Annotated in this window: 17 protein-coding genes; 4 read left to right on the top strand and 13 right to left on the bottom strand. The window is 73.7% G+C overall.

The window, feature by feature from the left end; all coding sequences use genetic code 11:
* Positions 1 to 23: 23 nt before the first annotated feature.
* The 9 genes from J7462_RS04335 to J7462_RS04300 all read right to left on the bottom strand — a co-directional run bounded on the left by J7462_RS04335 (position 24) and on the right by J7462_RS04300 (position 6,087).
* Positions 24 to 554: a TetR/AcrR family transcriptional regulator gene (locus tag J7462_RS04335; RefSeq protein WP_255597580.1), complete on the bottom strand. Its 531-nt coding sequence runs from the start codon at positions 552 to 554 to the stop codon at positions 24 to 26.
* Positions 555 to 662: 108 nt separating this feature from the next.
* The gene (locus tag J7462_RS04330; protein WP_219462024.1) at positions 663 to 1,661 is read right to left on the bottom strand and encodes a tyrosine-type recombinase/integrase; all 999 of its coding nucleotides are present in this window, start codon (positions 1,659 to 1,661) and stop codon (positions 663 to 665) included.
* 97 nt (positions 1,662 to 1,758) lie between these two features.
* The gene (locus J7462_RS04325; RefSeq protein ID WP_219462022.1) at positions 1,759 to 2,181 is read right to left on the bottom strand and encodes an Hsp20/alpha crystallin family protein; all 423 of its coding nucleotides are present in this window, start codon (positions 2,179 to 2,181) and stop codon (positions 1,759 to 1,761) included.
* 187 nt (positions 2,182 to 2,368) lie between these two features.
* On the bottom strand, positions 2,369 to 3,067 hold the full coding sequence (locus J7462_RS04320; RefSeq protein ID WP_219462020.1) for a response regulator transcription factor: 699 nt from the start codon (positions 3,065 to 3,067) through the stop codon (positions 2,369 to 2,371).
* A gap of 2 nt (positions 3,068 to 3,069) precedes the next feature.
* A complete protein-coding gene (locus tag J7462_RS31815; protein ID WP_308290742.1) occupies positions 3,070 to 3,708 on the bottom strand; it encodes an ATP-binding protein in 639 nt (212 codons plus the stop codon).
* A gap of 1 nt (position 3,709) precedes the next feature.
* A complete protein-coding gene (locus tag J7462_RS31810) occupies positions 3,710 to 4,309 on the bottom strand; it encodes a hypothetical protein (RefSeq protein WP_255597579.1) in 600 nt (199 codons plus the stop codon).
* 7 nt (positions 4,310 to 4,316) lie between these two features.
* The gene (locus J7462_RS04310; protein WP_219462018.1) at positions 4,317 to 4,994 is read right to left on the bottom strand and encodes a DUF998 domain-containing protein; all 678 of its coding nucleotides are present in this window, start codon (positions 4,992 to 4,994) and stop codon (positions 4,317 to 4,319) included.
* 173 nt (positions 4,995 to 5,167) lie between these two features.
* On the bottom strand, positions 5,168 to 5,557 hold the full coding sequence (locus J7462_RS04305; protein WP_219462016.1) for a cupin domain-containing protein: 390 nt from the start codon (positions 5,555 to 5,557) through the stop codon (positions 5,168 to 5,170).
* A gap of 44 nt (positions 5,558 to 5,601) precedes the next feature.
* The gene (locus J7462_RS04300; protein ID WP_219462014.1) at positions 5,602 to 6,087 is read right to left on the bottom strand and encodes a GNAT family N-acetyltransferase; all 486 of its coding nucleotides are present in this window, start codon (positions 6,085 to 6,087) and stop codon (positions 5,602 to 5,604) included.
* A 32-nt stretch (positions 6,088 to 6,119) separates the two neighbouring features.
* On the opposite strand from J7462_RS04300, the gene J7462_RS33555 reads away from it, so the two are divergent.
* Positions 6,120 to 6,251 (top strand): VOC family protein, encoded by a 132-nt coding sequence (locus tag J7462_RS33555; protein ID WP_357534014.1) that lies wholly within the window; start codon positions 6,120 to 6,122, stop codon positions 6,249 to 6,251.
* A 288-nt stretch (positions 6,252 to 6,539) separates the two neighbouring features.
* On the opposite strand, the gene J7462_RS04290 is transcribed toward J7462_RS33555, so the two are convergent.
* Positions 6,540 to 7,448, bottom strand: a complete 909-nt coding sequence (locus J7462_RS04290) for an alpha/beta fold hydrolase (protein WP_219462012.1) — start codon at positions 7,446 to 7,448, stop codon at positions 6,540 to 6,542.
* Positions 7,449 to 7,592: 144 nt separating this feature from the next.
* On the opposite strand from J7462_RS04290, the gene J7462_RS04285 reads away from it, so the two are divergent.
* Positions 7,593 to 8,279: a hypothetical protein gene (locus J7462_RS04285; RefSeq protein ID WP_219462010.1), complete on the top strand. Its 687-nt coding sequence runs from the start codon at positions 7,593 to 7,595 to the stop codon at positions 8,277 to 8,279.
* Positions 8,280 to 8,467: 188 nt separating this feature from the next.
* Here the strand turns inward: J7462_RS04285 and J7462_RS04280 are convergent, their stop codons facing one another.
* Positions 8,468 to 9,196, bottom strand: a complete 729-nt coding sequence (locus J7462_RS04280) for a TetR/AcrR family transcriptional regulator (protein ID WP_308290741.1) — start codon at positions 9,194 to 9,196, stop codon at positions 8,468 to 8,470.
* A gap of 88 nt (positions 9,197 to 9,284) precedes the next feature.
* Between J7462_RS04280 and J7462_RS04275 the strand changes: the two genes are divergently transcribed.
* Positions 9,285 to 10,181, top strand: coding sequence for an NAD(P)H-binding protein (locus tag J7462_RS04275; RefSeq protein WP_219462008.1), 897 nt, complete (start codon positions 9,285 to 9,287; stop codon positions 10,179 to 10,181).
* Positions 10,182 to 10,233: 52 nt separating this feature from the next.
* Positions 10,234 to 10,749: a maleylpyruvate isomerase N-terminal domain-containing protein gene (locus J7462_RS04270; RefSeq protein WP_308290740.1), complete on the top strand. Its 516-nt coding sequence runs from the start codon at positions 10,234 to 10,236 to the stop codon at positions 10,747 to 10,749.
* 114 nt (positions 10,750 to 10,863) lie between these two features.
* Here J7462_RS04270 and J7462_RS04265 read toward each other — a convergent pair whose 3' ends face one another.
* Positions 10,864 to 11,337 carry a DUF1992 domain-containing protein gene (locus J7462_RS04265; protein ID WP_219462006.1) on the bottom strand — a complete coding sequence of 158 codons (474 nt, stop codon included), beginning with the start codon at positions 11,335 to 11,337 and terminating at the stop codon, positions 10,864 to 10,866.
* 88 nt (positions 11,338 to 11,425) lie between these two features.
* Positions 11,426 to 11,974 (bottom strand): GNAT family N-acetyltransferase, encoded by a 549-nt coding sequence (locus J7462_RS04260; protein ID WP_219462005.1) that lies wholly within the window; start codon positions 11,972 to 11,974, stop codon positions 11,426 to 11,428.
* Between the last annotated feature and the right edge of the window lie 91 nt (positions 11,975 to 12,065).

Below are 12,065 nucleotides of genomic sequence, written 5' to 3'. Positions count from 1 at the left end.
CCGCCGACCGCGACGGCCGGGGGTCAGTGGCCGTCGGGGTGGGTGAGTGCGCCGTGCAGGAACAGGTCGACCAGTGCCGTGGTCGACGGCGGTGTGGTGCCCAGCGGCCCGGGTGGGGACAGCAGGCCGAGGAAGAGGTCGGCGAGCCGGTCGGCCGGCAGCCGCAACCGGTCGGCGTCGGGGGTGAACAGCGCGGCCACCGCCGACCGGACCGCCCCCACCGCCGCGCCGGTCGGCGGTGGGGTCTGGCGGGACCGGCCGGCGGCGTGCAGGGCGCCCAGCACCGCACCCAGTCGGGCCAGGTGAGCGTGGATCACCGTGGCGGCCTCGGTGAGTCGGTCGGTGAGGGCCTGTTCCCGGTCGATGCGGGTCAACCGGTCGAGCAGCGCGTCAGGTCGCAGGACCTCGGCGACGCAGGCGTCGAGCAGGGCCTGCTTGTCGGCGAAGGCGCGGAACACCGTCGCCTCGCCGATCCCGGCGGCCCGGGCCACCTCGGCGGTGGTCAGGGCGGTGCCCCGGCGGGTCAACAGCGGCAGGGCCGTCTGCACGATCATGGCGCGACGTCGGTCGGCGCTCATGGCCGGCGCGCGCCGCCGACGTCCCCCGGGTGCCGTCATGACACCAGGCTCGGGAGTGAGCGCTTACTCCGTCAATCGGTTTTCTCAGCTGCGCCGCCGCGCCCGGGCCGCCCAGATGACGTACGCCGGGTCCCGGTCGAGGTTGTGCCGGTCCCGGTCGTAGCGGCGGGTGGTCCGTGGGTCGGCGTGTCCCATCGCGTCCTGGACGTCCTCCAACGGCACCCCCTCCTCGCGGGCGGTGGTGGCGAAGGCGTGCCGCAGCGAGTGCGGGGACAGCTTCGCCGCCGCCGCGATGCCGGCGGTCTCGGCCAACCGGCGCACCAGCCGGAACACCGAGTGCCGGTCGAGGCGGCCACCGGTGGCGGTGGCCAGCAGCGGACCGGTCAACGCGTCCACGCTCACCCCCGCGGTCGCCGCCCGGTCGGCGAGGTAGGCGTCGACCGCGTGGGCGGTGCCGGGGGTGAGCGCGCGACGGCGGGCCTTGCCGCCCTTGCCGACGAACCGGACGCTGCGGTGCCCGCGCTCGGCCCCGAGATCGGTCAGGTCGAGCGAGACCAGCTCACCGACGCGTAGGCCGAGGTCGGCCAGCAGGGCGACGGCGGCCCGGTTGCGGGCGGCGGTCGGGCCGGTGTCGGTGTCGGCGGCGGCGAGCAGGGCGTCGACCTCCTGCGGGGTGAGCCCCACGGTTGCCGAGTGGTCCCGGTCGATGCGTGGCCGGTCGGCGCCGGCGACCGGGTTGGCGTCCACCGCCCGCAGTTTGACCAGGAATTCGTACCAGCTGGACAGCGCGGAGAGTTTCCGGGCGACGGTGGCCGGGGTCAACGGCCGCCCGCTGCGCGCCGACGGGGTCGCCTCCAACTGCCGGGCGTAGGCGTTGACGTCGAGGAAGTTGGCCCGCAACGGGTCCAGGTCCCCGGCGGCGCACCAGGTGAGCCAGCCGGCGATGTCGCGCCGGTACGCGTCGCGGGTGTGCGCCGATAACCGACGGTTACGCAACCACGCCTCGGTGAAGTCGACCGGTGTGCCGGTGAGCGCCGGGCGGGCCGAGGCGCGGGGCAGGACGGGGACGTCGGGACGCAGCATGCGAAAAAGACTCTCAGCCTCGGTGGGGATTCACCGTGAGGCGCGCCGGTGCACCGCTGCTGTGGGGCCGGGCCGGGCCCCACAGCAGCGGTGGCGATCAGGCGGTGAGCTGCTTGCGCCCGTTACTGGCGGTGACGGGAACCCGGCGCGGCTTGGCCCGCTCCGCGATCGGGATGCGCAGCGTCAGCACCCCGTGCTCGTAGGTGGCTTCCAGCCGGTCGGTGTCGAGGGTGTCGCCGAGGAACAGCTGCCGGGAGAAGGTGCCCATCGGGCGTTCGGCGGCGACCAGCTCGACGGTGTCGGTGGTGGCCCGGCGGCGCTGCGCGCGGACGGTCAGCACGTTGCGCTCCACGGTGCAGTCGATGCTGTCCGGGTCCACCCCGGGCAGGTCGAACGCCGCGTGGAAGTGGTCGCCGTCGCGCCAGGCGTCCAGGTGCATCACGGCGGGGCGGCTGGTGGTGCCGAAGAGCTGCTCGGCGAGCCGGTCGATCTCACGGAAGGGGTCGGTACGCATCAGCATGGTCGTGCCTCCTCGGTTTCCTCGGGCCGAAGGTCCTTGAGTTGAGTCAGGTCGACTCAACTCGTACTTCAGTATTTACCGCGTCGCGGCGCGCCCGTCAACCCGAAGATGGCCGACCATCCACCGGTCCCGCCGCCGCCGTCGCACCACCGCCCGCTCGGGGTGACGCGACCCCGCTGCGCCGGCGTCAACCGTCGGACGGTGCCTGTCCGGTGGGCGCGGCGGCCTCGCCCGGACGGACCAGCCCGGTCTCGTACGCCAGGATCACCAGTTGGACCCGGTCGCGGACGCCGAGCTTGGCGATGGCCCGGGTGACGTGGGTCTTCACCGTCAGCGGGCTGATCACGAGGTGACCGGCGATGGCGTCATTGGACAGGCCCGTCGCCACCAGCCGGACGATCTCCCGTTCGCGCGCGGTGAGCGCCGCGAGCGGCACCCCGCCGGTGCCGGCCGCCGGCCGGTGGGCGAGTTGCGCGACCACGCGGCGGGTGACGCTCGGGGAGAGCAGCGCCTCGCCGGCCGCCACGACCCGGACGGCCCGGCGCAGGCCGTCCGGGTCGACGTCCTTGGTGAGGAACCCGCTTGCCCCCGCCGCCAGGGCGGTGAAGACGTACTCGTCGGTTTCGAAGGTGGTGAGGATGACCACCCGGCAGCCGCGCAACTGCGGGTCGGCGACGATCTGGCGGGTGGCCGTGATGCCGTCCATACCCGGCATCCGGATGTCCATCAGCACCACGTCGGGCCGTAGTGCCCGGGTGGTGCGGACCGCCTCGTCGCCGGTGGACGCCTCACCGAGGACGGTGATGTCACGGTCCCGCTTGAGCAGGCTGCGGAACCCGGCCCGCACCAGGTGCTGGTCGTCGGCGAGCAGTACGGAGATCGCCATGGTCACCTGGCCACCGGAATCGATGCCTGGACCGTGAACCCGGCTCCGGCGGCGGGACCGACCCGTAGCAGGCCGCCGAGCGCACGGACCCGTTCCTGCATTCCGGCGATGCCGTGCCCGGCGGTGTCCGGGCTGCCGGGTTCGCCGGCCGGCCGGCTGGTCCCGAGATGGACCGGATCGCCGGTGGTGGCCGGCCGGTCGCACTCGACCGGCGTGCCGTTGTCGGTGACGGTGATAGTGACCTGTGCCGGTTCGTAGCACAGCGTCACCACGGCTCGGGTGGCCGCAGCGTGGCGGACGGTGTTGGTCAACGCCTCCTGCACGATCCGGTAGCTGGCCAGCGCCACCGGGGCGGGCACCGCCGCCCGGTCGCCCGTCTCCTGCAGTTCCACGTCGATCCCGGCGGCCCGCACCTGCGCGACCAGGCCGGCCAGCCCGTCCAACTGGGCCGCCGGTGACTCGATGGTCGCCGTGGACCCGTCGCGTAACACGTCGACCAGGGCCCGCAGGTCGGCCATCGCCCTGCCGCGCACGTCCTGGGCGAGCTGGAGCGCGTCCCTGGCCTCGTCGGGCGCGGACTCCAGCGTGTCCAGGGCCACGTTGAGGTGGACCCCGACGACGGCGAGGGTGTGCGAGACCACGTCATGCAGCTCGTGCGCGATGCGTATCCGTTCCTCCGCCCGCCCGCCGACGCCGGGCGTCGAGGTCGCGTTCGTAGGCGGACTGCCTCACCCGGGCGGCCAGTTCCTGCTGCCAGCCGCGCCGGTTGCGGTACGCGACACCGACCGCCACCACGAGAGCCAGCCAGAGCGCCTCGCCACCGACCCGGGCGACAACCAGATCCGGGCTGTGCCCGAGCACCGTCCACTCCCACCCGGCGGCATAGGCCAGGACGACGACGCCGGTCCCGACCACCCCGCCGATGCGTCCGATCATGACAGCGTGGGCGACCAGCACGGTGGCAGGCCAGATCCAGCCCACCTCCACCAGAGCGGCGCCCCTCATCGCCGCCATCGCCGCCACCGCCGTGAGCAGCGCGGCGACGGGCCACCGCCGACGGAGCACCACCAGGACGGCGAGCGTCCCGGCAAGCGGAAGGACGCCGTACAGGGTCACGCTGCCACCGGCGAGCGCGGTGGCGGTCGGCACGGCGACCAGAGTCAGCACGGCCAGGACCACGGTGACGGCCCGACGCGGCAACCCCGTCCCGCTCCCGGGCAGCGCGGCGCAGGAGCGATCCATCGATGACCTAGGACCACACCATCACCCGCTCGGCCAGACCGGTGACGGTCGACCACGCGCCGACCGCCAGGGACGGACCACCCATCACGTCGAAGAACGTGATCATGAACAGTGCGCAGGTGACCACCGACGACGCCGCCGTGACGGCCAGCCCACCGGCGACCGGACGCCACCGGGGATCCCGACGCCACACCCGGCTCAGCACGGCCGCGGCTACGGGCAGCGTCGTGAAGGCGAGCAGCGCGGCGATCCCGTGCAGCGTGCCGGCGATGCTCGGCGGCTGGTCCCACTGGCCGGGCGGGTCGGTGGGGAACACCCCGGCGACCAGCAGGCCGACGGTCCAGACCCCGAGCAGCGCCAGGCCGGTGCGGCCACCCCGGGTGTACCCGGCAGCCAGCCACGTCAGCGTCCCGGAGGCGACGGCCATGCTCAGCGTGCCGAGCGGCACCAACCACCCACCGTGCGGAGCGTGTACGTAGTGGCTGATCATCGTCTCGACCGGACTCCAATCCGGGTTGATCAGATCGGCCACGGCGAAGCCGACCAGCGGCAGGACCAGCCCACCCGCGGCGATGTCCACGGCGATCCGGCGGCCGGTACGCGGCGGGCGCGGCACCGTGGCCGGCGGGATCCGCCGCGCTCCACGGGATGGCGACGAGGTGCTGACCGGGTCGGAGCGGAACATGGGGCCTCCTCGATCGGGGATGCCCCGACGCTAGGGAAGTCCCGTCCTGTGCCGCGTCGTCCCGCGGATGTCACAGTGGTCGACACCCACCGCGTACTCCCTACACCAATTGGCGTAGGCGTCGCCCGCTCCCGGACACCCCAGGTCCGACAGCCGGGTGGGAGTCGTCCGGCTCAGAGGGCGTGGCCGGTGGTGGCGTCCACGTGCGCGGGCACCTCGTCGTGCCGGTCCCCCACACTGGACGTCCCCGACGGTTCGAACATCAGGATCGACGCCCCGTCGGGAGCCGATGGACGGTGCGCCACCCCGCGCGGCACCACGTACACCGCGCCGCGCGGCAACACCACCGTCCGCTCGCCGGCGTCCTCCCGCAGCCCGATGCGCAGTTCGCCGTCGAGCACCAGGAAGAACTCGTCGGTGTGGTCGTGGGTGTGCCACACGTGCTCCCCGGCCACCTTCGCCACCCGCACGTCATAGTCGTTGACCCGGGTGACGATGCGCGGGCTCCACAACTGGTCGAAGGAGGCCAGCGCGGACACCAGGTCGATCGGCTCGTCGCTCATCGCCCCATCCTGGCACCCGGACCGAGGGCCAACCGCACCGCCGTTCAGAGGAAGCGGTGCATGACGTGCAGCCCGACCCTCCCCCGGGTCGGATGGTCGAAGGCCGCCGGCACGGTGCCGACCACGGTGAACCCCAGCCGCCGGTACAGCCGCTCGGCAGCGTCGTTTCCCTCGACCACCGCGTTGAACTGCATCGCCGCGTAGCCCTGGTCGCGTGCCCAGTCGAGAGCCTCCTCGGCCAAGGCGCGACCGACCCCCCGCCCCCGGGCGTTGCGGGCCACCATGAAGCTGGCGGTGGCGACGTGCCGGCCGGGGCCTGGCCGGTTCGGGCCCATCTTCGCGGTGCCCAGCACCCGGTTCCCCACCACGGCGACCGTGGTCCGACCGGGCGGACGCTCCACCCAGACGTCGCGCAGCGCCTCGGTCGACCACCGGGGGTCGTACGGAAAGGTGTCGCCTGCGGCGACGACGGCTTCGACGATCGCCCGAACCGCAGGCCAGTCGTCCTGGTGAAAGTCCCTGACCGGCATCGGCGCAGGCTACCGCCCCCACGGCCAGGCGGCTGTCCGGTCCCACGACCATGCCGTGGGGTGACCGCGCCCTGCTCTTCCGCGACCCCGACGGCAACATGGTCAACTTCTTCACCCCGGTGACCCCCGAGGCGATCGATCCGCCGCTGACCGGACCGGCGTAGCGGCGGTGCCCGTCGGGGCAGGACAACCGCAGCGGATAGCCAACCCCTGCACCTGGACCGGGAAACAACAGAACAGTCATTATGGTGCTACACCGTTATGCCCGTTTTGGCTGATCCAATTACTGGTTTGTCATTACTGATAATCCGTTAATTGATGTAGGGGTGGGTGGTGACCATCCGGACGTCCTCACTCCGGATGGCCGCCACGGTGGCTCCGCCGGGACCGACCGCACCCGGGCCACGCAGGGATCCGTGCCGGGCCGTGGCCCGGGTGCGGGGTGGGCCGACTCAGCTCGTGTGGCGGATGATCGAGCCGGCGATCCGTTCGGTGAGCCCGGGCGAGAAGAACGGGTGGTGGCCCATCCCGGGCACGATCTCCAGCCGCGCGGTGGGGATCTGCGCCGCGACGGCCTCACCGTGGGCCGGCGGGAACAGCGGGTCGTCGCTGCCGTGCAGGACCAACGTCGCGGCCGTGATGCCAGACAGCGCCGCCCGCCGGTCGTCGTCCCAGCGCCGGCCGGCCAGATCGTGGTTCGCGGCGGCAGCGAGGTTGTCGGCCCGCTGGTGACAGTGCTCGACGAACCGCCGCGCAGCCGGCTCGTCGAAGGGCAGGACACCACCGTTGAGCACCCGCCAGGTCCGCACGTCGGCGTCCACGCGTTGACGGGCCGTCGCGCGGGGCGCCTTCGCCGCGTCCATCAGATGGCCGAGGAACCACGCCGTCGGCGGCGGGAGTTCATCAGCCGCAGGCGGTTGGCCCGCCATCGCCCGCGCCCACGCCGGACCGGGGTTGTTCCCCATCGGAGAGGAGGCCATCGCCGTCAGCGTGCGGACCCGTGACGCCTGGTGCAGGGCGAGCCACTGCCCGATCGCCGCGCCCAGCGACGTCCCCACGACGTGCGCGGCGGTGACGCCGTGGCCGTCCAGGACACCTGCCGCGTCGGCTGCCAGGTCGGCGAGCGCGTAGGGGTGCGCCGTGAAATCGACGGAGTCGGAACGGCCGGTGTCACGGTGATCGAAGCGGATCACCTGCCGGCCACTGTCCACCAGGGCTTCCACCAGGTCGTCGGGCCAGCCGATGCCCTGGGTGGACGTGCCCATTATCAATAGGACGGTGGGGTGGCCCGGGTGGCCGAAACGCTCGGTCCACAGCCGGACGTGCCCGCGACGAACGAACTTCTCCTCGCCAGTAAGCATGCCGGCACCGTAGCGGTCACCGGATCGCACGTAATCCACTACCCGTTGTAGTTGAAGAATGCGCCCGTGGGATAATAGAGGGGTAGGGCAGCGGCTGCGGTGAGCCGGATCGCGGTCGCACACCGCCGGCCTGACAATCGACGGGTGACGACGGCTCTGCACTACTACGTGGTCCACGACGGCGTCGGCGAGCCCGAGGGGTTGCTGGCCGAGGAGTTCCTTCTCGCGGGGGACCACTCCTGCGTCGGGCTGGTGGGTGGCGGCTGGAGCCGCTCGGAGGGCCGGTGGTGCGACGCGTCGGCCACCAGCCGGCGCCTGCGCGTCGATCCCGCGCTACGGGCCCGGGTGACACCCGTCAGTCGGACCGGCGCGGCGACGCTCTACCAGGAGCTCTGCGGGGCCGCCCTGCCGCACGAGGCCGTGCTGCGGACGCGCTTCGGTGCACCTGCCGTACCGCCGTCGCCGCCCCTGCTGCTGCACGGGCGCGAGGCCACCCCGGGGTTCCGCGAGACGCGCCTCTACCGGATCCTGTTCGCCGGCGCGCTGACCCCGGGTGGCCTCACGGCGCTCGGCGAGGCGTGGCAGTTGCCGGTCACCGGCGACCTCGCGGGTCCCGGGGTGCGTGTCCTGGGCCCGGTGCGCCGTCGGGTGGGCCGCGACGCCTTCCGCTGGGAGCTGCGCCGGATCGCCGCGGGTGCCGCCTGGGGACTGGATGTGACGTGCGACCTGACGGGCGACCGCGACGATCCGGTCGGCGTGCTCCTGCACGGCCTGACGGCGCAGGTGCGGTTCCAGGGGCTGATCCCCGTCACCGTCGACCGGTTCCGCTGAGCGTCACGGCCGCGGCTCCGCCACTGCTGACGTGAGGGCGGCGAGCACCTGCGGAGCGTTCTCGCCGCCTGCGGCCGGACGTGGATCGCGCCATCGCCGGGCACGGTGGCGAGGTGCCGACCGGCGCGGAGACGATGACGTCGCTGGCCCTGCTGCCCGGGACCGGGACGCCGGCGGGTCCGGGTCGGCTACGGCTGCGGGTGGCGCAGCCGGGTCAGCGACCGGTCGAGCCACTCGGTCAACAGCGTGCGTTCGGCGTCGGTGAGGCCGGGCAGGTCGGGCGTCAGCGCCGCGAGGGTCACCGCGACGGTGCGCAGGGTCGGGTCGGGGGTCACCGGGGCGGCGGTGAGGATGCCGCCGAGGACGGCGTCGAACACGGCGTCACCCAGTCCGGGGTCGCGTTCCGGCGTGGGGGTCCCCAGCAGGGTGAGGATGACGCCGGTACCGGCGGCGTGGATCATCATGGTGGCCCGCTGCTCGTCGACCCGCAGCAGGCCGGCGGTGGCGAGCCGGCGCACCCGCGAGCGCAGCACCGCGAGACCCGCCACCGACGCCGGGGACGGGTCGCCGGGCCCGCGCGTGCCGAGCAACCGGAACAACTCGGGGTTGGCCAGGCCGAACTCCAGGTGCGTACGCCACCCGGCGCGCAGCTCGGCCACCGGGTCCTGCGGGGCGGCATCCGTGCGGTGCGTCTTGGTGGCGACGTAGCTGGCCAGCACGTGTTCGGCGACGGCGTCGACGAGGCCGTTCTTGTCACCGAACAGCCGGTAGATGGTGGGTGCCTGTACGCCTGCGGCCTGGGCGACGGCTCGGGTGGTCACCGCGTGTGCCCCGTGTTCACGAAGCAGGCGGGCGGCTGCCGCGACGATGTCGGATCGCACGTCGTCGCGGGGCGGGGTGTCGGGCGTCACGGTCACGAATCAACGATAACAGCCCCTTGTTAGCGGCGAAATATCGGTGTTAACGTCTACAGCGTAACGTTGATTAGCCGAAGGGGTCGCTCTCGTGTTAGTCATCACCGGTGCCACCGGGCAGCTCGGCTCCCGGATCGTCGACCAACTGCTGGCCCGGGTGCCCGCCACCACCGTGCAGGTGAGCGTGCGCGACGTCGACAAGGCCGCCCACCTGGCCGAACGCGGCGTACGGGTCCGCCGGGGGGACTTCACCGAGCCCGCCACACTGGAGCACGCCTTCGCCGGGGCCGACCGGGTGCTGATCGTGTCCGCCGCCATCCGGGGCGGCGACGCGGTCACCGCGAACCGGGCCGCCGTCGACGCCGCCCACGCCGCGGGAGCCGCCCGCATCCTCTACACCAGCCACCAGGCCGCCTCCCGCGAGTCGCTCTTCCCCGCCCAGATCACCCACGCCGCCACCGAGGAGCACCTCGCCGCGACCGGGGTGCCCTTCACCGCCCTGCGCAACGGCTTCTACGCCGGCGCCCTCGGGTTCGTCATCGGCGACGCCCTGACCACCGGCCGCCTGGTGGCACCGGCCGACGGGCCGGTGTCCTGGACCGCGCACGACGACCTGGCCGAGGCCGCCGCCATCGCGCTGACCGGTCAGGGCGTGCTCGACGGCGTCACCCCCGCGTTGACCGCCGGGGAGATGCTCGACCTGGCGGACGTCGCCGGCATCCTCACCGACCTCACCGGACGTACCGTCACCCGGGTCGTCCTCGACGACGACGAGTGGCGGGCCACCGCCGTCGCCCGGGGCATGCCCGGGGCCGCCGCCGACTTCACCCTCGGCATGTACCGGGCGGCCCGGCGGGGCGAGTTCGCCGTCACCGACCCGACCCTGGAGGCACTCCTCGGCCGGCGTCCGACGCCCGGCCGGTCGGTGCTCGAAACCCTCGTCGCCGCCAGGTCTCCCACCGGCCCGCAGCCCGCACGTCGGGCCTGAGCCACGCCACACGGCCCGGCGCGCGGGACACGGTGGTGCGAGGATCGGTCGCATGCCCACCGAGGAACGGCTGACCGGTCGCGGGGTCCGGGACGCCATCGACGAACTGACCCGCACGCTCGGCCCGTACACCGACCGGAACTGGACCGGGCCCGCCGGTGACCTGGACTGGTCGTGCTGGACGACCGCCGCGCACATCGCCCATGACCTGCTCGGCTACGCCACCCAGCTCACCGGCCGCCCCGACACCGCCTACCTCCCGCTCGACCTGCGGGTACGCCCCGACGCCACCCCGGCGCAGGTGCTGGTGGTGGTGGCCGCCTGCGGGGGGCTGCTCGCCGCCGCGCTCGACACCGTGCCCGCGCACACCCGGGCCTGGCACTGGGGGCCCTGCGACCCGCCTGGCTTCGCCGCCATGGGCATCGCCGAGACGCTGCTGCACACGTACGACATCACCGGTGGGTTCGGGGTGGCGTGGCGGCCCCGGCGGCGCCCAGCGCGGCGGTGCTGGGACGGCTGTTCCCCGACGCACCCGCCGGTGATCCGGCCGACGTGCTGCTCTGGATGACCGGGCGGATCGCCCTGGCCGGCCGGCCGCGACGCACCGACTGGACCTGGCGGGCCGCCGTCGGCTGAGCCGCAGCCGGGCCGGACCGGGCACCGGCGGGTCGACGGCGGTCGTTCAGGCCCGCCGCCACGGCCAGCGCCACCGTCGCCCGGGACGCGGCGGGAGCGCCCGTGCCGGCGCGGCCCCGGCGGCGGCGTTCCGGGCGGCGCGGTGGGCCCGCCACTGGCGCAGCACCGCCTCGGTGTCGACCGGGCGGACCACCACCCGGGGGCCCTCGGGGTACCGCAGCCAGGCGACGATCTCCTGGTTGAGCAGCCCGACGAACTCCCGGACCGACTCCTCGGTGGGCAGGTCACGGACCTCGTCGGGGACCTGCTCGACCCGGCGGCGCAACTGCAACGGGGTGGGCAGCAGCAGGTCGGTGGGCAGCGCCTCCCGCTCCAGGAAACTCCTGATCCACCAGGACTCGTCGTAGGGGAGGTCCCGGCCGGGGATCGGTTTGCCCATGCCGGGCAGGTTGTCGAACTCGCCGCGCTCCTGGGCGCTGCGGATCTGCGCCTCGACCGCCGCCTCCCACGCGTCCACCATCGCGGGCACCTCCCCCGTCCACCGTCCTGGCCGTCACCGGTGCAGCGCCGACGCGGGGGCCGGCATTCCCGGCTGCCCGGTGGCCGGCTCAGCCGCGGTGGCGGACGTGGCGGTGCCCGTCGCGGGGAAACGGTGGCCGGGCTGGCAGCACCTCGACGAAGGGGAACCCCGCCTTCTCCGCCACCCGGCAGGACGCCGGATTGTCGACCTGGTGCAGCAGTTCCAGCCGGGTCAGCCCGGTCGCGGCGAACCGGGTGAACGCCCAGCGGCTCACCGCGTCCACCGCCCGGGACGCGACGCCACGGCCACGGGCCGGCCCGGCCGTCCAGTAGCCGATCTCCGCGTCGGCGCGTCCCGGCACCACGTCCTTGAGCAGGACACAGGCGACCAGCCGTTCCCCGGCGGGCAGCGGCTCGCAGACGGCGAAGCTGAACCGGCGGTCCGCCGCCCAGCCCTGCCGGTTGCCGGCCACCCAGCGTCTCGCCTGCGCCGGGGTGGTCAACGGGTTACGGGTCCGGGCCCGCAGCTCCGGGTCCCGGTGCGCCTCGACCAGGGCGTCGACGTCGTCGTCGCGCCACCAGCGCAGGACCAGTGCAGGGGCGGCGGCGGTGGGGGCGGTCCGCAGGGTCACCGACATCTGAGCAGTGTGGCCGCTGTCACCGCCGGTCCGGAACCCCTGCCTTACCGGGTTCGGGGCCGGCGTCACGTCGTACCGGGACGGCCGGTGA

Origin of the sequence: Micromonospora sp. RL09-050-HVF-A (genome assembly GCF_019374995.1) — a bacterium.
Taxonomy (GTDB): Bacteria; Actinomycetota; Actinomycetes; order Mycobacteriales; family Micromonosporaceae; genus Micromonospora; species Micromonospora antibiotica.
Note: the sequence above shows the minus strand (reverse complement) of the source record. Positions and strands in the feature narration are given on the sequence as shown.

What these genes read in the sequence shown, in the direction of transcription:
- J7462_RS04265 (WP_219462006.1), bottom strand. Translation starts at nt 11,337, where the DNA reads ATGGTGGACGCGTGGGAGGCGGCGGTCGAGGCGCAGATCCGCAGCGCC.
- J7462_RS04300 (WP_219462014.1), bottom strand. Translation starts at nt 6,087, where the DNA reads ATGCCGGTCAGGGACTTTCACCAGGACGACTGGCCTGCGGTTCGGGCG.
- J7462_RS04335 (WP_255597580.1), bottom strand. Translation starts at nt 554, where the DNA reads ATGATCGTGCAGACGGCCCTGCCGCTGTTGACCCGCCGGGGCACCGCC.
- J7462_RS04270 (WP_308290740.1), top strand. Translation starts at nt 10,234, where the DNA reads ATGCCCACCGAGGAACGGCTGACCGGTCGCGGGGTCCGGGACGCCATC.
- J7462_RS31810 (WP_255597579.1), bottom strand. Translation starts at nt 4,309, where the DNA reads ATGGATCGCTCCTGCGCCGCGCTGCCCGGGAGCGGGACGGGGTTGCCG.
- J7462_RS04260 (WP_219462005.1), bottom strand. Translation starts at nt 11,974, where the DNA reads ATGTCGGTGACCCTGCGGACCGCCCCCACCGCCGCCGCCCCTGCACTG.
- J7462_RS04290 (WP_219462012.1), bottom strand. Translation starts at nt 7,448, where the DNA reads ATGCTTACTGGCGAGGAGAAGTTCGTTCGTCGCGGGCACGTCCGGCTG.
- J7462_RS04320 (WP_219462020.1), bottom strand. Translation starts at nt 3,067, where the DNA reads ATGGCGATCTCCGTACTGCTCGCCGACGACCAGCACCTGGTGCGGGCC.
- J7462_RS04305 (WP_219462016.1), bottom strand. Translation starts at nt 5,557, where the DNA reads ATGAGCGACGAGCCGATCGACCTGGTGTCCGCGCTGGCCTCCTTCGAC.
- J7462_RS04325 (WP_219462022.1), bottom strand. Translation starts at nt 2,181, where the DNA reads ATGCTGATGCGTACCGACCCCTTCCGTGAGATCGACCGGCTCGCCGAG.
- J7462_RS04310 (WP_219462018.1), bottom strand. Translation starts at nt 4,994, where the DNA reads ATGTTCCGCTCCGACCCGGTCAGCACCTCGTCGCCATCCCGTGGAGCG.
- J7462_RS04330 (WP_219462024.1), bottom strand. Translation starts at nt 1,661, where the DNA reads ATGCTGCGTCCCGACGTCCCCGTCCTGCCCCGCGCCTCGGCCCGCCCG.